Origin of the sequence: Caballeronia sp. LP006, from assembly GCF_031450995.1 — a bacterium.
In the GTDB taxonomy this organism is placed as follows: domain Bacteria; phylum Pseudomonadota; class Gammaproteobacteria; order Burkholderiales; family Burkholderiaceae; genus Caballeronia.
This window is the reverse complement of sequence record NZ_JARTVW010000005.1, coordinates 1,710,782-1,730,270: the sequence shown is the minus strand read 5'-3', so window position 1 is coordinate 1,730,270 and position 19,489 is coordinate 1,710,782. Positions and strand designations below refer to the sequence as shown.

The 19,489-nt window shown below is 61.8% G+C and carries 20 protein-coding genes; 7 read left to right on the top strand and 13 right to left on the bottom strand.

Annotation, left to right across the window (positions count from 1 at the left end):
* Positions 1 to 273: 273 nt before the first annotated feature.
* Both P9250_RS24690 and P9250_RS24685 read right to left on the bottom strand, forming a co-directional pair.
* On the bottom strand, positions 274 to 828 hold the full coding sequence (locus P9250_RS24690) for a DUF6013 family protein (RefSeq protein WP_310395681.1): 555 nt from the start codon (positions 826 to 828) through the stop codon (positions 274 to 276).
* 156 nt (positions 829 to 984) lie between these two features.
* Positions 985 to 2,001, bottom strand: coding sequence for a zinc-binding alcohol dehydrogenase family protein (locus tag P9250_RS24685; RefSeq protein WP_310395679.1), 1,017 nt, complete (start codon positions 1,999 to 2,001; stop codon positions 985 to 987).
* A gap of 106 nt (positions 2,002 to 2,107) precedes the next feature.
* On the opposite strand from P9250_RS24685, the gene P9250_RS24680 reads away from it, so the two are divergent.
* The 4 genes from P9250_RS24680 to P9250_RS24665 all read left to right on the top strand — a co-directional run bounded on the left by P9250_RS24680 (position 2,108) and on the right by P9250_RS24665 (position 4,900).
* The gene (locus P9250_RS24680) at positions 2,108 to 3,073 is read left to right on the top strand and encodes a LysR substrate-binding domain-containing protein (RefSeq protein WP_309843063.1); all 966 of its coding nucleotides are present in this window, start codon (positions 2,108 to 2,110) and stop codon (positions 3,071 to 3,073) included.
* A 183-nt stretch (positions 3,074 to 3,256) separates the two neighbouring features.
* Entirely contained in the window at positions 3,257 to 4,096 is an 840-nt protein-coding gene (gene serB, locus P9250_RS24675) for a phosphoserine phosphatase SerB (protein WP_310395676.1), read from the top strand.
* 145 nt (positions 4,097 to 4,241) lie between these two features.
* The gene (locus P9250_RS24670) at positions 4,242 to 4,508 is read left to right on the top strand and encodes a transcriptional regulator (protein WP_309963878.1); all 267 of its coding nucleotides are present in this window, start codon (positions 4,242 to 4,244) and stop codon (positions 4,506 to 4,508) included.
* Complete coding sequence (locus P9250_RS24665; protein ID WP_244827785.1) at positions 4,505 to 4,900, top strand: type II toxin-antitoxin system VapC family toxin; 396 nt, start codon at positions 4,505 to 4,507, stop codon at positions 4,898 to 4,900. The genes P9250_RS24670 and P9250_RS24665 overlap by 4 nt, the downstream gene beginning before the upstream one ends.
* 165 nt (positions 4,901 to 5,065) lie before the next feature.
* Here P9250_RS24665 and guaA read toward each other — a convergent pair whose 3' ends face one another.
* From guaA to guaB, 3 genes are all read right to left on the bottom strand, one after another.
* Positions 5,066 to 6,649, bottom strand: coding sequence for a glutamine-hydrolyzing GMP synthase (gene guaA, locus P9250_RS24660; protein ID WP_250508934.1), 1,584 nt, complete (start codon positions 6,647 to 6,649; stop codon positions 5,066 to 5,068).
* Between the two features lie 159 nt (positions 6,650 to 6,808).
* The gene (locus tag P9250_RS24655; protein WP_244827783.1) at positions 6,809 to 7,597 is read right to left on the bottom strand and encodes a hypothetical protein; all 789 of its coding nucleotides are present in this window, start codon (positions 7,595 to 7,597) and stop codon (positions 6,809 to 6,811) included.
* 27 nt (positions 7,598 to 7,624) lie between these two features.
* On the bottom strand, positions 7,625 to 9,085 hold the full coding sequence (guaB, locus tag P9250_RS24650) for an IMP dehydrogenase (RefSeq protein ID WP_244827782.1): 1,461 nt from the start codon (positions 9,083 to 9,085) through the stop codon (positions 7,625 to 7,627).
* A 211-nt stretch (positions 9,086 to 9,296) separates the two neighbouring features.
* Here guaB and P9250_RS24645 point away from each other — a divergent pair, with 211 nt between their 5' ends.
* Positions 9,297 to 10,271 (top strand): DMT family transporter, encoded by a 975-nt coding sequence (locus P9250_RS24645; RefSeq protein ID WP_310396865.1) that lies wholly within the window; start codon positions 9,297 to 9,299, stop codon positions 10,269 to 10,271.
* 10 nt (positions 10,272 to 10,281) lie between these two features.
* On the opposite strand, the gene P9250_RS24640 is transcribed toward P9250_RS24645, so the two are convergent.
* Both P9250_RS24640 and P9250_RS24635 read right to left on the bottom strand, forming a co-directional pair.
* Positions 10,282 to 10,611: an RnfH family protein gene (locus P9250_RS24640; protein WP_244827780.1), complete on the bottom strand. Its 330-nt coding sequence runs from the start codon at positions 10,609 to 10,611 to the stop codon at positions 10,282 to 10,284.
* Positions 10,608 to 11,045 (bottom strand): type II toxin-antitoxin system RatA family toxin, encoded by a 438-nt coding sequence (locus P9250_RS24635; protein WP_244827779.1) that lies wholly within the window; start codon positions 11,043 to 11,045, stop codon positions 10,608 to 10,610. Before P9250_RS24635 ends, P9250_RS24640 begins: the two co-directional genes overlap by 4 nt.
* 115 nt (positions 11,046 to 11,160) lie before the next feature.
* Between P9250_RS24635 and smpB the strand changes: the two genes are divergently transcribed.
* Positions 11,161 to 11,610 carry an SsrA-binding protein SmpB gene (gene smpB / locus P9250_RS24630; protein WP_250464509.1) on the top strand — a complete coding sequence of 150 codons (450 nt, stop codon included), beginning with the start codon at positions 11,161 to 11,163 and terminating at the stop codon, positions 11,608 to 11,610.
* Between the two features lie 42 nt (positions 11,611 to 11,652).
* On the opposite strand, the gene P9250_RS24625 is transcribed toward smpB, so the two are convergent.
* The 3 genes from P9250_RS24625 to ppsA form a co-directional block, all read right to left on the bottom strand.
* A complete protein-coding gene (locus P9250_RS24625) occupies positions 11,653 to 12,582 on the bottom strand; it encodes an SPFH domain-containing protein (RefSeq protein ID WP_244827777.1) in 930 nt (309 codons plus the stop codon).
* A gap of 47 nt (positions 12,583 to 12,629) precedes the next feature.
* Positions 12,630 to 13,061 (bottom strand): NfeD family protein, encoded by a 432-nt coding sequence (locus P9250_RS24620; protein ID WP_250464507.1) that lies wholly within the window; start codon positions 13,059 to 13,061, stop codon positions 12,630 to 12,632.
* 94 nt (positions 13,062 to 13,155) lie between these two features.
* The gene (ppsA, locus tag P9250_RS24615; RefSeq protein ID WP_244827775.1) at positions 13,156 to 15,573 is read right to left on the bottom strand and encodes a phosphoenolpyruvate synthase; all 2,418 of its coding nucleotides are present in this window, start codon (positions 15,571 to 15,573) and stop codon (positions 13,156 to 13,158) included.
* 431 nt (positions 15,574 to 16,004) lie between these two features.
* On the opposite strand from ppsA, the gene P9250_RS24610 reads away from it, so the two are divergent.
* Complete coding sequence (locus P9250_RS24610; RefSeq protein ID WP_244827774.1) at positions 16,005 to 16,823, top strand: pyruvate, water dikinase regulatory protein; 819 nt, start codon at positions 16,005 to 16,007, stop codon at positions 16,821 to 16,823.
* On the opposite strand, the gene P9250_RS24605 is transcribed toward P9250_RS24610, so the two are convergent.
* Genes P9250_RS24605 through lpxB form a run of 3 tightly spaced genes read right to left on the bottom strand, consistent with a single transcriptional unit; the run spans position 16,824 to position 19,489 of the window.
* Positions 16,824 to 17,603, bottom strand: a complete 780-nt coding sequence (locus P9250_RS24605; RefSeq protein WP_309963885.1) for an RNA methyltransferase — start codon at positions 17,601 to 17,603, stop codon at positions 16,824 to 16,826.
* Positions 17,604 to 17,606: 3 nt separating this feature from the next.
* Entirely contained in the window at positions 17,607 to 18,323 is a 717-nt protein-coding gene (rnhB, locus tag P9250_RS24600) for a ribonuclease HII (protein WP_244827772.1), read from the bottom strand.
* Positions 18,323 to 19,489 (bottom strand): lipid-A-disaccharide synthase, encoded by a 1,167-nt coding sequence (gene lpxB, locus P9250_RS24595; RefSeq protein WP_310395669.1) that lies wholly within the window; start codon positions 19,487 to 19,489, stop codon positions 18,323 to 18,325. The genes rnhB and lpxB overlap by 1 nt, the downstream gene beginning before the upstream one ends.

The following is a 19,489-nucleotide window of genomic DNA, read 5'->3' as shown; positions in this document are numbered from 1 at the left end:
AGTGCGCTTGAGTGCGCTTGAGTGCGCTTGAGTGCGCTTGAGTGCGCTTGAGTGCGCTTGAGTGCGCTTGAGTGCGCTTGAGTGCGGTTGAACGCATTGCGGTCGCGACGTCGCCTCTGGCAAGAGCCTCGTTGACCTCACCTGAGACGCACGCGGACCGATTGCACTGAGGTCATCGTCGGGGCCGATGCATAAGCCACCGCCCCGCCGTCTGCATGCCGATCAAAGCAGCAAGTCACGATCAGCGCGAAACAAGCCCGCGTCATCAGCGCCCTACTTCCGACTCGCCGTAATCGTCAGTTGCGTTCCATCATCGAGCGTGACGGTCTTCTTGGAGCCGGTCGAAGTCGACATGGAAAAGCGCACGACCTGGCTGAAGCGATTATCGACGGGACACTGCAAGCTCTTGCCGCCGACCGTGACCTTATTTACACCCTTCGGCGCATAAGCTCGAAAGCTGATCTGCACATTGGCCGCGCCGTTATCCGCGATGACCGGCGCAAAGCGAATCTGCACCTGGCGCACGGCCGCGCCGTCCGCGCTATGCGGCACCGATGCCGCCTGCGGACAGCCATCCGGCACTGGCTGCGCGCCAGCGGGCGCCGCGCCCTGCCAGGTAAAGTCGTCGCTTTCCCCCGAGCGGATGGTGCGCGTTTCCTGTTCGTTGCCGAAGCTCTTCGACACCATCTTCACGCTGTATTTGATCGGCCCGTCATTGGGCGCTTCGGAGAGAACCTTGATGCCTGGCGTCGCATGCGCGCTCGCCATCACGCCCAACGCGAGCGCAAACGCTGAAACGATGCGACTGAAATTCGGGCGACGATTCATGCCGGCACCTCCGTTTAAACGCTTGGGGAATTCCGGCGCGCCGCGAACGACGCGCCGGATGACTGAAGGCGAAATCAGTCTAGCGCCGCGCATGCCCGGGTCTCCTAATGGAAAACCCGTGTGCACTTGAACGATGGCCCGCTTCGTTGAAGTTCGTCAAAAACCGGTCAGCACGAGCTTGCCGATCGCGCGCCCTTCTTCCAGCAGGCGATGCGCCTCACGCAGATTCGTCGCATTGATCTTGCCGAGGTCGCGGCCAAGCGTCGTGCGGATCGCGCCTGCGTCGATCAGCCGCGCCACTTCCGTGAGCAGCTTGTGTTGTTCGATCATGTCGGGCGTATGGAACATCGCGCGCGTGAACATGAACTCCCAGTGGAACGCCGCGCTTTTCGCCTTCAGCAATTCGACCGCGATCGGCTTCGCATTCTCGACAATCGTACAGATGCCGCCTTGAGGTTTGATCACTTCCGCCGCTGCCGGAAAATGCTTGTCAGTGTCGTTGAAAATCAGCACGAAATCGACTTGCGGGAAGCCCGCGTCCTTCAGCTGCTTGGGGATGTCCTCGAAGTGATTGACGATGTGATCCGCGCCCAGCTCCTTTGCCCATTGCGCGGATTCCGGCCGCGATGCGGTGGCGATCACGTTCAGCTTCGCAACCTGCTTGGCCAACTGAATGCCGATGGACCCCACTCCGCCCGCCCCGCCAATGATCAGCACCGTCTTGCCCGCGTCCTTGCCTTCGGCGGACACGTTCAGGCGGTCGAAGAGCGCTTCCCATGCGGTGATGGTCGTGAGCGGCAACGCCGCCGCGCACGTGAAATCAAGCGACTTCGGCTTCGCGCCGACAATGCGTTCATCGATCAGATGAAACTCGCTGTTCGCGCCTTGCCGCGTGATGTCGCCTGCGTAATAGACGGCATCGCCCGGCTTGAAGAGTGTGACCTCGGGGCCGACCGCTTCGACGACGCCCGCCGCGTCCCAACCGAGCACGCGCGGCGTGGCCTCGGTCTTGTCCTTTGGCGCGCGCACTTTCGTGTCGACGGGGTTGACGGCGATCGCCTCGATTTTCACGAGCAAGTCGCGCCCGGACGGCGCGGGTTTGTCGAGCTCGATGTCGACGAGCGATTCGGGATTCGAAATCGGCAGATAGCGAGTCAGTCCAACGGCTTTCATGTTTGAGCTCCGTGTTTGAATTGCATGAGGTGTAGTCATCTTAGCCGCCGCCGGCGTTCCGTAAAACCGTCATAATTGTTGAAACATTTTTTGGGAAATCCATCGAATGATTAGCGAACCGCTTGCCAGCCACGCCGATTCCGACGCGCGCGAACGTCTCGATCTGCTCGACGTCGGCTTGTTCGTGCGCGCGGCGGCGCTTGCCAGTTTGTCGGCGGCGGCGCGTGAATTCGGCCTCTCGCCGGCGGTGGCGAGCGCGCGCATCGCGGGGCTGGAGCGCATGCTCGGCGCGCGGCTTTTGCATCGGACGACGCGGCGCGTGAGCGTCACGCAGGAGGGCGAGATTTTCGCGGCCCACGCGCGTGAACTGCTCGATGCCGCCGAGGCCGCGCGTGCATCGGTGGGCCGCGCACGCGAACGGCCTCACGGACGGCTGCGGGTGACCATGCCGTCGTCGCTTGGGCGTCAGCATGTTTCGCCGCTGATTCCGGCGTTTTTGCGGTTGTATCCGGGTGTGAGCATCGAGCTGCGCATGACGGATCAGATCATCGATCTCGTCGATGAGGGCATCGATCTCGCCATTCGTATCGGCGCGCTGAAGGACTCGACGCTCGTCGCGCGCAAGCTGGCGAGCAACCGGCGCGTGCTGTGCGCGTCGCCTGCGTATATCGAGGCGCATGGCCGGCCGCGGCACCCGGCCGAGCTTGCGGAGCACGAGTGCGTGATCCTATCCGACCAGCGCGACTGGAGCTTTCATACGCCGACGGGCGTGATCGATGTACGCGTGTCGGGGCGCATCGTGACCGACAACGGCGAAGTGATCCGGGACGCGATCGCGGCGGGCGTCGGTATCGCGTTGAAGTCGACGTGGAGCGTGGCGCCGCTGCTCGCGAGCGGCGAACTCGTGACGCTGCTCGATGATTATCCGTGCGCGCAGACGGTCGCGATTTGGGCGGTGTATCCGAGTCGCGCGTTCGTGCCGCCGAAGACGCTGGCTTTCATCGATTTTCTGGCCGAGCGCTTCGGCGAACCGCCGTATTGGGACGTCGATCCGGGAAGCGTGCAGCGGTAGGCTTGGGCTTGGGCTTGGGCTTGGGCTTTGGCTTTGGCTTTGGCTTTGGCTTTGGCTTTGGCTTTGGCTTTGGCTTTGGCTTTGGCTTTGGCTTTGGCTTTGGCTTTGGAACAGGCTAGCCGGTCTCCACTCGCGGGTGGCCCGTACAATGTCGGTTTTCGCGCTTATCACAATCCGCCTGCGATGAACCTCGTCATTCAAAGCCCCAGTCTTATCTCCGATGCGCATCTGAAGCCGCTCGCCGCCCTCGCCCGTTCGCGCGAAACGCAGCGTATCGACGACACGCTCTTGCGCCTGACCGATGCCGATCCGCTGCAACGCGCCGACATCGACGCTTATTGCGGCACGCACGCGCTCGACTACGCGTTCATCGACGCAAACGCGAAGTTGACCGACTTCGGCCTCGTCGCGATGGATATGGATTCGACGCTCATCACGATCGAATGTATCGATGAGATCGCGGATTTCTGCGGGCTGAAGGCGGAAGTCGCGGCGATCACGGAAGCCTCGATGCGCGGCGAGATCAAGGACTTCAACGAGAGTCTCACGCGCCGCGTCGCACTTTTGAAGGGACTGGAGGCGACCGCATTGCAACGCGTGTTCGACGAGCGTCTGCAGTTGTCGCCGGGCGCGGAACGCATGCTCGCCGGCGCGCGGGCAGCGGGCTTGAAAACGCTGCTGGTGTCGGGCGGATTCACGTTCTTCACCGAGCGGCTGAAAGCGCGGCTCGGCCTCGACTACACGCGCGCGAATACGCTCGAAATCGTCGATGGCAAATTTACGGGCAAGGTGCTCGGCGAGATCGTCAACGCGGATGTCAAGGCGCGCACGCTGCGCGAGACCTGCTTGGAGCTCGGCATCGATCCGAAACGCGCGATCGCCATGGGCGATGGGTCCAACGATTTGAAGATGATGGCGGAAGCGGGTCTGTCGGTGGCGTTTCGCGCAAAGCCGGTGGTGAGGGAGGCGGCTAGTCTCGCGTTTAATTTCGTTGGGCTGGATGGGTTGTTGAGGTTGTTTTGAAAGCAAAGTCCGTAAAGCCGAGAAACGGCACCTCAGGGTGCCGGTTTTGTTTGTGCCAGTGGAAGTGGCAGCGCTGACGCTGTCTCAAACTCGATTGTAATGCAGTTTTGCATTACAATCGATCATTAACTGATGGAGGTATCTCATGAGCACACTGACGGTCACCGCGCGGGGCCAGGTCACGTTTCGGAAAGAGGTACTGCAGCACTTGGGTATCAAGCCCGGCGAAAGAATCGAGTTGAACCTGCTGCCGGACGGCCGGGCCGAATTGACTGCCGCTCAAACAAAGGGTTCATTTCGGGAACTGCGGGGCATTCTTAAGGGCAAGACGAACGGCGCTCGATTAACTATCGAGGAAATTAACGACGCGATTGCCGCTTGTGGCGCGGCCCGAGGGGCTGGCAAGGCATGAAGGTGACAGCTGACACGAACGTCCTGCTTCGCACCATTGTGGACGATGACGCAATTCAAACAACGCGCGCTGTCGCACTTTTGGATACGGCCGACATGGTGGCGGTTAGCCTGCAAACGCTATGCGAGGTTGTTTGGGTGCTGCGCGGCCAATACGGCGTTACTCGTGCGGATATCGCTTTCGCAATTCGCACGCTGTTGAGCACAAGCAATGTCGTGGTTAATCGTCCGGGCGCCGAGGCAGGACTTGCGTTACTGGATGCGGGCGGAGATTTTGCTGATGGGGTCATCGCCTACGATGGTAGCTGGCTTGGGGCGGAGACCTTCGTTTCTTTCGACAAAAAAGCGGTATCACTGCTGACGAAGCAAGGGCAAGCTGCACGCCTGCTCTAGCGGTGGCACTCCAGCATAGAGCTCAAGGCAGCGACGGGCTTGTCAACCCGTCCCCTCCCAAAAGCTTTGATCCCGCGCCACCCAAGATTGTTCAGCTGTCAGGGCATCGTCCGCCGGTTCGTAAAGGGTTAATTACCCGGCGATGGCCCATAAAGACACGTCGATTCACTCCCACTCGATCGTCGCTGGCGGCTTCCCCGAGATGTCATAAACCACCCGGTTAATCCCCCGCACTTCGTTAATGATCCGATTGGACACATGCCCAAGCAACTCATGCGGCAGATGCGCCCAATGCGCAGTCATGAAGTCCAGCGTTTGCACGGCGCGCAGAGCAACGACATACTCATAAGTCCGCCCGTCGCCCATGACACCAACGCTCTTCACCGGCAAGAACACCGCGAACGCCTGGCTCGTGAGGTCATACCACGACTTGCCCGTTTCCTTGTCGATGGTATTGCGCAACGTTTCGATAAAGATCGCGTCCGCCTGACGCAAAAGGTCAGCGAACTCGCGCTTTACTTCGCCGAGAATACGCACGCCAAGTCCCGGTCCCGGGAACGGATGGCGGTACACCATCGCGTGCGGCAAACCAAGCTTCACGCCCAACTCGCGCACTTCGTCCTTGAACAGCTCGCGCAACGGTTCGAGCAGCTTCAGGTTCAGCGTCTCCGGCAAGCCGCCGACGTTGTGATGGCTCTTGATCGTATGCGCGCCCTTCTTGCCCTTGCCCGCCGATTCGATCACGTCCGGATAAATGGTGCCCTGCGCGAGCCACTTGGCATCCGTGAGCTTCTGGGATTCCGCATCGAACACTTCGACGAACTCGGCGCCGATGATCTTGCGCTTCGCCTCCGGGTCCGTCACGCCCGCGAGCTTCGCGAGAAACTCCGCGCTCGCATCGACGTGGATGACCTTCACGCCAAGGTGATCGGCGAACGTGGACATCACCTGCTCGGCTTCGTTCTGACGCAAGAGGCCGTGATCGACAAACACGCAAGTCAGCTGATCGCCGATCGCGCGATGCAACAGCGCCGCCGCCACCGACGAATCCACGCCGCCCGACAAGCCCAGAATGACATGCTCGCTGCCAACCTGCTCGCGAATTTTCGCGACCGCTTCGTCGATGTAATGGCCCATCTCCCAGTCCGCTTTCGCGCCGCACAGTCCAAGCACGAAGCGATCGAGCATCGCGCGGCCTTGCACGGTGTGCGTGACTTCGGGATGCCATTGCACGCCGTAGAAGCGGCGGTCGTCGTCGGCCATCGCGGCGATCGGACACGCAGGCGTCGAGGCCATGAGTTTGAAGCCGGCCGGCAAGTCGGCGACCTTGTCGCCGTGACTCATCCACACCTTCAGCATCGCCTCGCCCTCGGCGCTCTTGAAGTCTTCGATGCCTTCAAGAAAGCCCGTGTGGTTGAGCGCAGCCACTTCCGCATAGCCGAATTCGCGCACGCTGCCGAGTTCGACCTTGCCGCCAAGCTGATCGGCCATCGTCTGCATGCCGTAGCAGATGCCGAGCACCGGCACGCCGAGATCGAACACAACCTGCGGCGCGCGCGGCGAGCCCGCCTCGGTGACCGAGTTCGGGCCGCCCGACAGGATGATGCCCTTCGGCGCGAACTCGCGGATGAAGGTTTCATCGACGTCGTACGGATGGATTTCCGAGTAGACGTGCGATTCGCGGATGCGCCGCGCGATCAGTTGCGTGACTTGGGAGCCGAAATCGAGGATCAGGATTTTGTCGTGCATGGCTGCGGCCAAAGGCTAAGTGAACGAATGGGTCTTGTGCCGGCTGCGCGCGAATCTCGCGCGAAGTCCGGCTGCCAATAAATCGACGGTCGGCGCAAAGGCCGACCGTGCTTGTCTTACTGCGGTACTGCCCGACGATGATCTGCCGTCTGCACGCCATCAGAGCGGCGTCTGGCGCACATCTGCACCGGTCAGCGGATCGACGCGTCTGCCCGTGACCGGATCGATATCGCCGCTGATTACAGGCTCGATGCGCTTGCCCGTCACCGGATCGATTTCGCGGCCACCGACGGGGTCGAACGTGCGGCCCGTGACCGGATCGACCGCGCCGCCGTCCATACGCGTGCGAGACAGCGGCGTCGCGGTATCAAGCGGACGCCCGGACGAATCGACCGTGCGGCCTGAAACTGGATCGATGGCCGTAGCTTCCGGCGCGCGCGCCAACGGACGTGTCGCGGTGTCCAACGGTATGCCTTGCTCGCGCTTGTCCGCCGCCTTCTGTTCTGCCCGCGTGGCCGAAGCCTTGCCTGCCGCCGCCAGACGCTCACGCCGCCGCACGGCCGACGACAAACGCACGCTGCCAAGACCTAGCACCATGAGCACGATGCCAACGAGCGTTGCGCTCACCTGCCCGAAGCCGGCCACTTCCGGCGTGCGCAACCCAAGCAGCCAGACCAGCACGATCACGCCGGAAAGCCACTCCACATGGCCCGAAACTCTTGCAGCCCGCGCCGTCAACGCGCCGTCGATAGCCGCGTGCAGTGAAAGCCACGCCAGTCCGAGCAACGCCACGCCGAGCAATTGCCCGGCGAAGGCGGGCTGAACGAGGATGGGGTCGAGTTGCAGCGCGGCGTACAGGCCGGTCCACGGCGTCAGCAGGAACAATACGCCGAACGCCAGAAAGATCAGCGCATTGACGATCAGCACGGCCCGCAGCAACGGTTTCATGATCGATCCCCGGGTTAGTCAATATGTTCAGTCGACGTGGTAATTCGGCGCTTCCTTCGTGATCTGCACGTCGTGCACGTGCGACTCGCGCATGCCGGCCGCCGTGATCTGAACGAACTCAGCCTTGTCGTGCAACTCGGCAATGGTGCTGCAGCCGCAATAACCCATGCTCGCGCGCACACCGCCGATGACCTGGAACAGGATGGCGTTGACCGAGCCCTTGTAGGCCACGCGGCCTTCGATGCCTTCCGGCACGAGCTTGTCGATGTTCGCCGAGTTGTCCTGGAAGTAGCGGTCCGCCGCGCCGTCCTTCATCGCGCCGACTGAACCCATGCCGCGATACGCCTTGTACTGGCGGCCCTGGAACAGGAACACGTCGCCGGGCGACTCTTCCGTGCCCGCGAGCATGCTGCCCATCATGACGACGTTCGCGCCGGCCGCAAGCGCCTTGGCGACATCGCCCGAGAAGCGCGCGCCGCCGTCCGCGATCACCGGCACGCCGCTGCCGCGCAATCCTTCAGAGACGTTCGCGATTGCCGTGATCTGCGGCACGCCCACGCCCGCGACGATCCGCGTCGTGCAGATGGAGCCCGGACCGATACCGACCTTCACCGCGTCCGCGCCGTATTCGACGAGCGCCTTGGCGGCAGCCGCCGTAGCGATGTTGCCGCCGATCACCTGCACCTTCGGGTAGTTCTGCTTCACCCAGCGCACGCGTTCGAGCACGCCCTGGCTATGGCCGTGCGCGGTATCGACGACGATCACGTCCACGCCCGCCGCCGCGAGCAGCTCGACGCGCTCCTCGTTGTCCGCGCCCACGCCCACTGCCGCGCCCACCCGCAGCTTGCCGTCTTCGTCTTTACAAGCGTCCGGATTCTCGGTCTGCTTCGTGATGTCTTTCACGGTCATCAGGCCGCGCAGTTCGAACGCGTCATTGACCACGAGCACGCGTTCCAGGCGATGGCTATGCATCAGCGCCTTGGCTTGTGCGAGCGGCGTGCCTTCCTTGACCGTCACGAGGCGCTCGCGCGGCGTCATGATGTTGCGCACGGGCTCTTCCATGCGCTCTTCGAAGCGCAGGTCGCGGTTGGTGACGATGCCGATGAGCTTCGCGCCTTCCACGACAGGAAAGCCCGAAATGCCATGCTGCTGCGTAAGCGCGATGACGTCGCGTACGCGCATTTCCGGCGGCACGGTGATCGGGTCGCGCACCACACCCGACTCGAAGCGCTTGACCTTGGCGACTTCGCGCGCTTGCTCTTTGGCAGTGAGATTCTTGTGAACGATGCCGATGCCGCCCATCTGCGCCATGGCGATGGCGAGCCGGCCTTCGGTGACCGTGTCCATGGCGGCGGACACGAGGGGCATATTCAGGGAGATGTTGCGAGTCAGCTGGGATTTCAGACTGGTATCGCGCGGAAGTACGCTGGAGAACGCAGGCACGAGGAGCACGTCATCGAACGTGAGTGCTTTCTGGATCAGACGCATGGCAAATCCTATGGGCGCAAAAGCAGATTATACCGATAGTTCCTCGGGTTTTCACTGCCCGAACAGCGGCTTAGCTCAAACGCATGCAAGTTACGGGCCGGGCGTGCGGGCGTTCTGACCGCCCCTGGCATATGCAGAATTAGACAAGACGCTGGCTGGCGCGCGCCTTTACCCTCGCCTACATCGAATGGACGTGGGTCAGGGAGTCGGGATGCAGCGCGGTGTGATGTACGGAATGTCGGCCGGAGCAATCTGGGGTTTCATTTTTCTGGCGCCGCGGCTGTTGCCCGATTTCTCGCCGCTTGCTTTGAGCGTCGGCCGGTATCTGATGTATGGCGCCGTGTCGCTCGCGGTGGCGCTGCCTATCGCGCGGCGGTTGATGACCAAGCTCACGCGCGCCGATCTCCTCGCGCTCGTAAAACTGGCGCTCGTCGGCAACCTTCTTTACTACATGCTGCTTGCAAGCGCGGTGCAACTGGTCGGCGTCGCGCCGACATCGCTGATCGTCGGCATTCTGCCCGTCACCGTCACGCTCGCGGGGCGGCGCGATGATGGCGCGGTGGAATTGCGGCGCCTCGCCGGGCCGTTGTCGATGATCCTGGCGGGCATCGCGTGCATCAATCTGGATGTGTTTCGCGACGTGTTTTTGCAGCATGGCAGCGTCGAGACGAGCAGCGTGCCGACACGGCTTGCCGGCCTCGCATGCGCGCTCGGGGCGCTCGCCGCGTGGACCTGGTATGCGGTCGTCAACGCGCGCTACGTGCAGGCGAACCATCGTTTCGATGGCAACGAATGGTCGGTGCTGTGGGGAATCGTGACGGGCGTGCTGGGCGCAATCCTCGGCGCGATCATGTGGATGTTGCCCGCAGGCAGCGTGCAGGCCGCCGTGTCGCCCGAACGCTGGCAGTTGTTCTGGCTCGTGAGTTTTGCCCTGGCGGCGGGCGGTTCGTGGGTCGGCAACATCTTGTGGAACGCGGCGTCCAAGCGCTTGCCGCTGACGCTGTCCGGTCAGTTGATTGCGTTCGAAACGCTCTTCGCGCTGCTCTATGCCTTTGTCTATGACGGCCGCTGGCCGCGCGTGCCGGAACTCTGCGCCATCGCTTTGCTGACTGCGGGCGTGAGTTGGTCGGTGCGTCAGCACAGCGTCGTGACGCCTCGCGTCAGCAAGGAAGCGCCTGCGCATTGAAAGGCGCCGGCTAACGCGAATCCTTCGACTGCCACTTGCGGCCTTCGATCGAACCGGCCTTGCGTGTCTTCGCCACCCGGCGCAAGCGCGCGGTTTTCGGGTCGACCTTGAGCGGCCGATAAATCTCCACGCGATCGAAGTCCGACAACGCCGTATCGAGCGGCTGGGCCTTGCCGAACACGCCGACCTTTTGTGTCGACAAATCGATTTCCGGATGCTGCTTCAAGACCCCGCTCACTTCAATGGCCTCTCGCACCGTCGCACCTTCGCGCAGATCGAGATGCGCGAGAAAGCTCGCGCCATCGGCAAGACCGTAGCAAACGTCGATACGAAGGCTCATTTCTTGCCGTACCGTTGATCCGCGCGCTTCACGAAGGAATCGACGAAGGTGTTGGCAATATGGCTGAACACCGGCCCGATCAGCTTCTCCAGAATGAGGTTCGAAAACTCGTAGTGGAGCGCGAACTCGATCTTGCAGGCGTCCGCGCGCAGGGGCGTGAAGCGCCAATAGCCCGTGAACTTCTTGAAAGGGCCGCTTAAGAACACCATATCGATGCTGGTCGGACGTTTTTGCACGTTGCGCGTGGCAAAGTGCTGCTTGATGCCCTTGAAGCTGATGTCGATCTTCGCTTCCATGCCGTTCTCGTCCTGCCGCCCGATCTCCACGCCGCCGCACCACGGCAGAAAATTGGGGTAATCGGCGACATCGGTGACGAGGTCGAACATTTCTTCCGCTGAATGGCGGATCAATACTGTTTTTTGGACGTCTGCCATAAAGGGCGCGGCGGGTGGCTTGATTGGGCGGCAACTGCGCTTCACGCATGGGATCGTCCCACAGACGGCGCGCTGCTAAAATTGTGATTTTAAACGAGTTGGGCACTTTCCATTCATGAGCATCATCGACAACAGAAAAGCCTTCTTCGATTACTTCATCGAGGAACGCTTCGAGGCGGGTCTCGTGCTCGAAGGCTGGGAAGTCAAGGCGCTGCGCGCGGGCCGCGGGCAGATCAAGGAAGGCTACGTCGTCATCAAGCAAGGCGAGCTGTACCTGATTGGCACGCATATCAGCCCGCTGCCCGAAGCCTCGACGCATATCAACCCGGACCCGGTGCGCACGCGCAAGCTGCTTTTGCATCGCGATCAGATCGACAAGCTCATCGGCAAGGTCGAGCAGCGTGGGCATACGCTCGTGCCGCTCAACTTCCACTACAAGGAAGGCCGCGTGAAATGCGAGATCGGGCTTGCCAAGGGCAAGAAGCTGCATGACAAGCGCGAGACGGAGAAGAAGCGCGACTGGGACCGCGAACGCGCGCGTCTCATGCGAACGGCCGCGCGTTGATTCCGCATGCAAAAAGGGGCGCCCGAAAGCGCCCCTTCTGCTTTAGCTCTTCCTGATGATGCCGCCCCCGCCCTCGCCTTTCACGATAGCGAGCGCCGATGCGATCATCGAGCCCATGTCGGACATGTTGCCCGGCACGATGAGCGTGTTGCCCGCCTTCGCGATATTGCCGAACGCGCCGACATACTGCTCGGCAACCTTGAGGTTCACCGCTTCCATGCCGCCTGCCGTCTGAATCGCCGCGCCGATCTTCTCGATGGCTTGCGCGTTCGCCTCGGCCACCGCGAGAATGGCCGCTGCCTCGCCCTGCGCCTGGTTGATCGCCGCCTGACGCTCGCCCTCGGACTTCTGAATCGCCGCCTCGCGCGCGCCGGAAGCAATGTTGATCTGCTCCTGCTTGCGCCCTTCGGATGCCGCGATCAACGCCCGCTTCTCGCGCTCGGCGGTAATCTGCGCCTGCATCGCGTGAAGGATGTCCTTCGGCGGCGTCAGATCCTTGATTTCGTAGCGAAGCACCTTCACGCCCCAGTTCGACGCGGCTTCGTCCAGCGAAGCGACGATGTTCTGGTTGATGTAATCGCGCTCCTCGAAAGTCTTGTCCAGTTCCAGCTTGCCGATGACCGAACGCAACGTCGTCTGCGAGAGCTGCGTGATGGCAAAAACGAAGTTGCTCGATCCATATGACGCCTTCATGGCATCCGTGACCTGAAAGTACAGCACGCCATCCACCTGCAATTGCGTGTTGTCGCGCGTAATGCAGACCTGGCTCGGCACTTCGAGCGGAATCTCCTTGAGCACGTGCTTGTACGCAATGCGGTCGATGAACGGCAGCACGATGTTCAGGCCCGGCGTCAACGTCGCGTGATAGCGGCCGAGACGTTCCAGCACCCATGCATGCTGCTGCGGAACGATCTTGACCGTGTTCACCACAATCACGATTGCGATGACGAGCAAGACTAGCGCGAAAATCATTTTCTACTCCTTGGGTTCTTGTTGATCGAGTTTCGACCGGTTTGCGCTCAGGAGCCTTTTGCGGCAACGACGAGCCGGCTGCCGTCGAGCGCGGTGATGCGATACCAGCGCGCCGTTTCCGACTCGCCCGGCGCCAGCACGATGTCCCACTGCGCGCCGCGATACATCGCCCGCGCGCGGCCATCGCGCCATTCGTCGACCTCGAGCGTCGCGCCGATGTCGAGATTCACCGCCGCATCGCGCGTGGCGTCGCGCCGCTTCCAGTTGCCGAAGCGCGAACGCCGCAACACGGCGACCGCGACCAGCGCGACGACCGCCGCCACGCCGAACTGCACGTGCGGCAACGCGCCCATTGCATGCGCAAGACCGCCCGCGATCAACCCGAGCGCGATCATCAGCAGATAGAACGTGCCGGTAAACAACTCCGTTACGATCAACGCACCGGCTGCGATCCACCAGATCAGTCCATTCGTCGCCATGCTCGTCTCCAAACGAAAACACCCCGGAAAGGTCCGGGGTGTTTTTTATAGCATGATGCGCCTCTCCGTCAGCACACGGAAAGGCACTGCCCACTTATTTTGACAAAGTAGTCGCCAATTGCTGCCAGGTGTCAATGATGGTGTCCGGGTTCAGCGACATGGATTCGATGCCCTGCTTTGCCAGCCATTCGGCGAGGTCCGGGTGATCCGACGGGCCCTGACCGCAAATGCCGACGTACTTGTTGAGCCGCAGACACGTCTCGATTGCGCGTTTCAGCATGAACTTCACGGCTTCGTCGCGTTCGTCGAAGTCGGCGGCGAGCAGTTCCATGCCGGAGTCGCGGTCGAGCCCGAGCGTAAGCTGCGTCAAGTCGTTCGAACCGATGGAGAAGCCGTCGAAGAACTGCAGGAATTCTTCGGCGAGAATCGCGTTGGACGGCACTTCGCACATCATCACGAGCTTGAGGCCGTTCACGCCGCGCTTGAGCCCGAACTTGTCGAGCAGACCGACCACGCGCTCCGCCTGCTTCAGCGTGCGCACGAACGGCACCATGATCTCGACGTTGTCGAGTCCCATGTCTTCACGCACCTTCTTCAGCGCGATGCATTCCATATGGAACGCTTCGGCGAAGTCGTCCGAGATATAGCGCGATGCGCCGCGGAAACCGAGCATCGGATTTTCTTCGTCCGGCTCGTAGCGCGAACCGCCGATCAATTTCTTGTACTCGTTCGACTTGAAGTCGGACAGACGCACGATGACGGGCTTCGGATAGAACGCCGCCGCGATCGTGGCGATGCCTTCGGTCAGCTTGTCGACGTAGAACGCACGCGGCGACGCATGACCGCGCGCAACGCTTTCAACGGCCTTCTTCAAATCGGCGTCGATATTCGGGTACTCGAGAATAGCCCGCGGATGCACGCCGATATTGTTGTTGATGATGAATTCGAGCCGCGCCAGGCCCACACCCGCGTTCGGCAACTGCGAGAAGTCGAACGCAAGTTGCGGATTGCCGACGTTCATCATGATCTTGACCGGAATCTTCGGCAGTTCACCGCGCTGCACTTCGGTCACTTCGGTTTCGAGCAGGCCGTCGTAGATCTTGCCTTCGTCGCCTTCCGCGCACGATACCGTGACGAGCGCGCCGTCCTTCAGCAAGTCCGTTGCGTCGCCGCAGCCAACCACTGCCGGCACGCCCAATTCACGCGCGATGATTGCCGCGTGGCACGTGCGCCCGCCGCGATTCGTCACGATGGCCGATGCGCGCTTCATCACCGGTTCCCAGTTCGGGTCGGTCATGTCGGCGACGAGCACGTCGCCCGGTTGCACACGTTCCATTTCCGACGGGTCGTGAATCACACGCACCGGACCCGCGCCGATCTTCTGGCCGATTGCGCGGCCCGTGGTCAGCACGTTCGACTGGCCCTTCAGCTTGAAACGCATCTCGGCCTTGCCCGCAGCCTGGCTCTTCACCGTTTCCGGACGCGCCTGGAGAATGAAAATCTTGCCGTCGCGACCGTCGCGGCCCCACTCGATGTCCATCGGACGCTGATAGTGCTTCTCGATGATCACCGCGTACTTCGCGAGCTCGATCACGTCTTCATCGGAAATGGAGAAGCGGTTGCGCTGCTCGTGCGGCACGTCCACCGTCTTCACGCGGCCCGCTTCGCCGGCCTTCGTGAACTCCATCTTGATGAGCTTCGAGCCGATGGAACGGCGGATGATCGGATACTTGTTCTGCGCGAGCGTGGTCTTGAAGACGTGGAACTCGTCCGGATTCACCGCGCCCTGCACCACCGTTTCGCCGAGACCGTAGCTCGACGTGATGAACACAGTTTCCTTGAAGCCCGATTCCGTGTCGATGGTGAACATGACGCCCGCCGCGCCCACGTCCGAACGGACCATGCGCTGCACGCCAGCCGACAACGCGACTTCGGCGTGGGTGAAGCCCTTGTGGACGCGATAAGAAATGGCGCGGTCGTTGTACAGCGACGCGAACACGTGCTTCATGCGGTCGAGCACGTCTTCGATGCCGACGACGTTCAGATAGCTCTCCTGCTGACCCGCGAACGATGCGTCGGGCAAATCCTCAGCGGTCGCCGAGGAACGCACGGCGAACGAAAGCTCTTCGGGCGAGCTGTTCTGAAGGACGTCGAACCCACGACGGATTTCGTCTTCGAGACGCGGCTGCATGGGCGCGTCGACGATCCACTGGCGGATTTCCTTGCCGGCTTCGGCGAGCGACTTCACGTCGTCGACGTCGAGCGTCTCCAAACGCTTCGCAATGCGTTCGGTCAGATTGTTGTGATGCAGGAAATCGCGAAACGCGAGTGCAGTTGTGGCAAAGCCCGTGGGCACGCGAACGCCGGCTTCGGAAAGCTGGCTGATCATCTCGCCGAGCGACGCATTCTTGCCACCGACGATTTCCACGTCGGTCATTCGCAACTGCTCGAATGGAACTACATACGCCTGATCCTTTGCGACATCGTTCGCAACATTAACTGCGTTAGTCATACAAGCCCCTAAGGTGGATGAAATTCACGATCGCACGAGTGGGCTCATATGCGGCGGCGCTCATTGGAAGCGCGAGACGCATCTCGTACAACCTGTTTGATAAGCCATCGCGGTATGGATAGGGACGTCTGAAACTGCTCGGATTCATGCTTCTTTGAAGCAAAAATAAGCGAAGCAACCTCGTTTTGACGAAAATCCCAATCAATCCATACGCAATTGCTTATCGAACAGGTTGCCGCTATTCTACCGTGCCATTTCTCAATTTTGTCCCGGCATAATCAGCAAATAGACGGCAAAATCGAGGTCTTTGACGCCCAATGGTTCGGCGGCGCACACCCCGAATCCAGTTACCTTAACACAGGCCTTTTCCGCTCCCGTGCTCGCGCGTTACCTTCGAGCACGTGCCTTCCAACTCGTTCCCCATATCGCCGATGCCGCCATCCGTATTCATCGTTTCCGACGGTACAGGAATCACCGCCGAGACGTTCGCGCATTCGATCCTCGCCCAGTTCGACCAGAAATTCCGGCTAGTGCGCGTGCCGTTCGTCGACTCGATCGACAAGGCGCATGCGACCGTCGAGAAGATCAACGAAGTGGTGTCACTGGACGGACGGCGGCCCATTGTCTTCACGACGCTCGTCGACAGCGCGTCGAACGAGATCGTCAAGGGCTGCAATGCGCTCGTGCTCGATATGTTCCAGACCTTCATCGAGCCGCTCGAACACGAACTGGAAATCAAGTCGACGCACGCCATGGGCCGCGTCCACCAGAACGCGGATACCGAGGAATACAAGAACCGCATCGAGGCCATAAACTTCTCGCTCGCGCACGACGACGGTCAATCCAACCGCAATCTCACGGAGGCGGACGTGATTCTCGTGGGCGTCTCGCGCAGTGGCAAGACGCCGACGAGCCTCTATCTGGCAATGCAATACGGGGTGAAGGCGGCGAACTACCCGCTGATTCCGGAAGATTTCGAGCGCGGCAAACTGCCGACGCCCTTGCTGGAACATCGCGAGAAGATGTTCGGTCTTTCCATCGACCCGCAGCGGCTCTCGGAGATTCGCAACGAGCGCCGGCCGGGCAGCAAGTACGCGGCGCTCGAAAACTGCCGTTACGAGATCAACGAAGCCGAATCGATGATGAAGCGCGAAGGCGTGAAATGGCTTTCGTCGACACACAAGTCGATCGAGGAAATCGCCACCACGATTCTGCAGGAGATCAAGCCGGAGCGGCCGTCGTACTACTGATCAGCGCCGCTGCTGGCGGCATTGTTCGAAAAGACAAATTGCCGCCGCAGCCGCCACGTTCAGCGATTCCATGCCGCCCGGCTGTGGAATCGTCACGCGATGCGTGACTGCATCGCGCCAGACCTGCGACACGCCCGCGCCTTCGTTGCCGAAGACCCATGCGAGCGGACCCACGAGATCGCAATCGTAAAGCGCGACCGCGCCATGTGAGTCGGTGATGGTCACGGGCGCATCCAGGCGCGCAATCAGGTTTGCCGGTTCGACATCCTCGAAGATATCGAGCAAAAAGTGTGCGCCCATGCCCGAGCGCAAGACCTTCGACGACCACGCGTAAGCCGTTCCCGGCGCGCAGAAAACGCGCGTGATACCCGCCGCCGCCGCGCTGCGCAAAATGGAACCGACGTTGCCCGCGTCCTGAATGCCGTCGAGAATCACGCAGGTTGCCTCGACGCGGTCGGGCAGCGCGGCATCGATCTTCTCAACGAGCAACAACATGCCAACGCCGTGCACGACGCTCGACAATTGGCCGAAGAGCGCATCCGGCAGCACGATCACACGTTTTTCCTCGATGCGCGCGACGATCTCCCGCGCTTCGGCATGGGAGAGCGCGCCTTCGGTCACGACGCAGGTTTCCGGCTGACCGGCGGCGTCGAGATAGGCTGAAGCGAGGTGGAGCCCTTCGAGGAGCGCGTGAGCGCTGCGGCGCTGCTGCGCGGTCGAACCGGCGAGCGCCTTTAGACGCTTGTAGAGCGGGTTGTCCCGCGAGGTGATCGATTTCAAGATTCAGAACGCGCGTGCATCGGGGTCGTCGTTGATGGTCGCGGCGGCTTGCAACACCTCGGGCGCGATGGCCGGCAGCATCGAGCCGAAACGGATATGCGCCTCGCGCACCGGCGCGAACGAACGCCGATGATGCTCGCACGGCCCATGCTCATGAAGCGCTTTCAGATGTTGCGGCGTGCCGTAGCCCGCGTGTGCATTGAATCCGTAGACAGGATGAACGTCGTGCAATTCCAGCAGCATGCGGTCGCGCGTGACCTTGGCCAGAATCGATGCCGCCGAAATCTGCTTGATGAGCGCGTCGCCGCCAATCACGGCTTCCGAGCGGATCGACAGCGTCGGGCAGCGGTTGCCGTCCACTTTCACGAGCGTCGGCGCAACCGCAAGCCCTTCGACCGCGCGCTTCATGGCGAGCATGGAAGCATGCAGGATGTTGATGGTGTCGATTTCTTCGACGCTTGCCGACGCGATGCAAAAAGCAAGCGCGCGATCGACGATCTTCTCGTAAAGCTCCTCGCGGCGTTTCGCGCTCAAGGCCTTCGAATCGTCGAGACCGTTGATGCGCGGCTTCGCGGGATCGAAGATCACCGCGGCGGCCACGACCGGCCCCGCCAGTGGACCGCGCCCCGCTTCATCCACGCCACAGACGATGTCGAAAGGCGAACTGAAGTCCAGCCCGCTTTGGAGTGTCGCCCGCACCGCCTTTGTCTCACGCGCCATTATCCGGCTCTCCGCGTTTGCAGCACTCGCGCGACCGCGTCGGCCGCCTTCTGCGACGTGTTCTGACGCAGCGCGATATGCATGTCCGTGAAAATCTCCGTCAGGGTACGGCGGTTCGCTTCGTCGTTCAACTGTTTGAGCGTGGCGTCGGCGAGCGCTTCGGGCGTGGCGAAGTGCTGCAGGATCTCCGGCACCACGAAGCGCCCCGCGAGAATGTTCGGCAAGCCGACATAGGGCAGATAGCCCTGACGCTTCATGATCTGGCCCGTGAGCCAGGGCACCTTGTAGGAAATGACCATCGGCTTCTTGAGCAGCGCGGCTTCGAGCGTGACCGTGCCGCTTTTCACGAGGATGGCGTCCGCGGCGGTCATGGCGGTTTGCGCGCGGCCGTCGGTAATCGTCAGCGAGAGATTCGGATGCGCATCGACGAGCGGCTGCAGAAGCTCGCGCAACGCGGGGTTCGCGGCCGGCATCAGAAAGCGCACGCCGGGCTCGCGCAACTGCATGAGTTCCATGGCGTCGAAAAAGGTCGGGCCGATCAGCGCGATCTCCGAGCGGCGGCTGCCCGGCAGCACGGCAATCACCGGACCGCCTTGTGCGATACCGAGTTCGCGTCGCGCGTCGGCGACATCCGGTTCGAGCGGGATTTCATCGGCAAGCGGATGGCCGACATAGCTCGCCGCCACGCCCGCCTTTTCCATCAACGCGATTTCGAACGGAAACACGCACAGCATGTGATCGACCGCTTTCACGATCTTCTTGATGCGGCCACCGCGCCACGCCCAGATCGACGGGCAGACGAAGTGCACCGTCGGAATGCCCGCTGCGCGCAATGGCTCTTCGAGACCGAAATTGAAATCGGGCGCGTCGACGCCGATGAACACCGACGGCGGCTCCGCGAGCAGTTGCCGCTTCAGTTCGTTGCGAATGCCGAGAATTTCGGGAATATGGCGCAGCGCTTCGACATAGCCGCGCACGGACAGCTTGTCCATGGGCCAGTGGGCTTCGAAGCCCGCCGCGGCCATGCGCGGGCCGCCGATGCCGCTGTAACGCGTATCGGCAGGCAACCTTTCTTGCAGACCTTGAAGCAGCGACGCCGCGAGCAGGTCGCCGGAAGGCTCGCCCGCGACCATCGCAATGCGTGGCGAGTGGGTGATTGGCGTCAT

Bases quoted from the DNA above. Each gene is read 5' to 3' on its own strand.
- P9250_RS24635 (WP_244827779.1), bottom strand. From the start codon at position 11,045: ATGGCAGACGTCCAAAAAACAGTATTGATCCGCCATTCAGCGGAAGAA.
- P9250_RS24690 (WP_310395681.1), bottom strand. From the start codon at position 828: ATGAATCGTCGCCCGAATTTCAGTCGCATCGTTTCAGCGTTTGCGCTC.
- P9250_RS24625 (WP_244827777.1), bottom strand. From the start codon at position 12,582: ATGATTTTCGCGCTAGTCTTGCTCGTCATCGCAATCGTGATTGTGGTG.
- P9250_RS24665 (WP_244827785.1), top strand. From the start codon at position 4,505: ATGAAGGTGACAGCTGACACGAACGTCCTGCTTCGCACCATTGTGGAC.
- P9250_RS24670 (WP_309963878.1), top strand. From the start codon at position 4,242: ATGAGCACACTGACGGTCACCGCGCGGGGCCAGGTCACGTTTCGGAAA.
- P9250_RS24680 (WP_309843063.1), top strand. From the start codon at position 2,108: ATGATTAGCGAACCGCTTGCCAGCCACGCCGATTCCGACGCGCGCGAA.
- P9250_RS24685 (WP_310395679.1), bottom strand. From the start codon at position 2,001: ATGAAAGCCGTTGGACTGACTCGCTATCTGCCGATTTCGAATCCCGAA.
- P9250_RS24620 (WP_250464507.1), bottom strand. From the start codon at position 13,061: ATGGCGACGAATGGACTGATCTGGTGGATCGCAGCCGGTGCGTTGATC.
- serB (WP_310395676.1), top strand. From the start codon at position 3,257: ATGAACCTCGTCATTCAAAGCCCCAGTCTTATCTCCGATGCGCATCTG.
- P9250_RS24640 (WP_244827780.1), bottom strand. From the start codon at position 10,611: ATGAGCCTTCGTATCGACGTTTGCTACGGTCTTGCCGATGGCGCGAGC.
- P9250_RS24610 (WP_244827774.1), top strand. From the start codon at position 16,005: ATGCCGCCATCCGTATTCATCGTTTCCGACGGTACAGGAATCACCGCC.
- ppsA (WP_244827775.1), bottom strand. From the start codon at position 15,573: ATGACTAACGCAGTTAATGTTGCGAACGATGTCGCAAAGGATCAGGCG.
- P9250_RS24645 (WP_310396865.1), top strand. From the start codon at position 9,297: ATGCAGCGCGGTGTGATGTACGGAATGTCGGCCGGAGCAATCTGGGGT.
- lpxB (WP_310395669.1), bottom strand. From the start codon at position 19,489: ATGACGCCAATCACCCACTCGCCACGCATTGCGATGGTCGCGGGCGAG.
- guaA (WP_250508934.1), bottom strand. From the start codon at position 6,649: ATGCACGACAAAATCCTGATCCTCGATTTCGGCTCCCAAGTCACGCAA.
- smpB (WP_250464509.1), top strand. From the start codon at position 11,161: ATGAGCATCATCGACAACAGAAAAGCCTTCTTCGATTACTTCATCGAG.
- P9250_RS24655 (WP_244827783.1), bottom strand. From the start codon at position 7,597: ATGAAACCGTTGCTGCGGGCCGTGCTGATCGTCAATGCGCTGATCTTT.
- guaB (WP_244827782.1), bottom strand. From the start codon at position 9,085: ATGCGTCTGATCCAGAAAGCACTCACGTTCGATGACGTGCTCCTCGTG.
- rnhB (WP_244827772.1), bottom strand. From the start codon at position 18,323: ATGGCGCGTGAGACAAAGGCGGTGCGGGCGACACTCCAAAGCGGGCTG.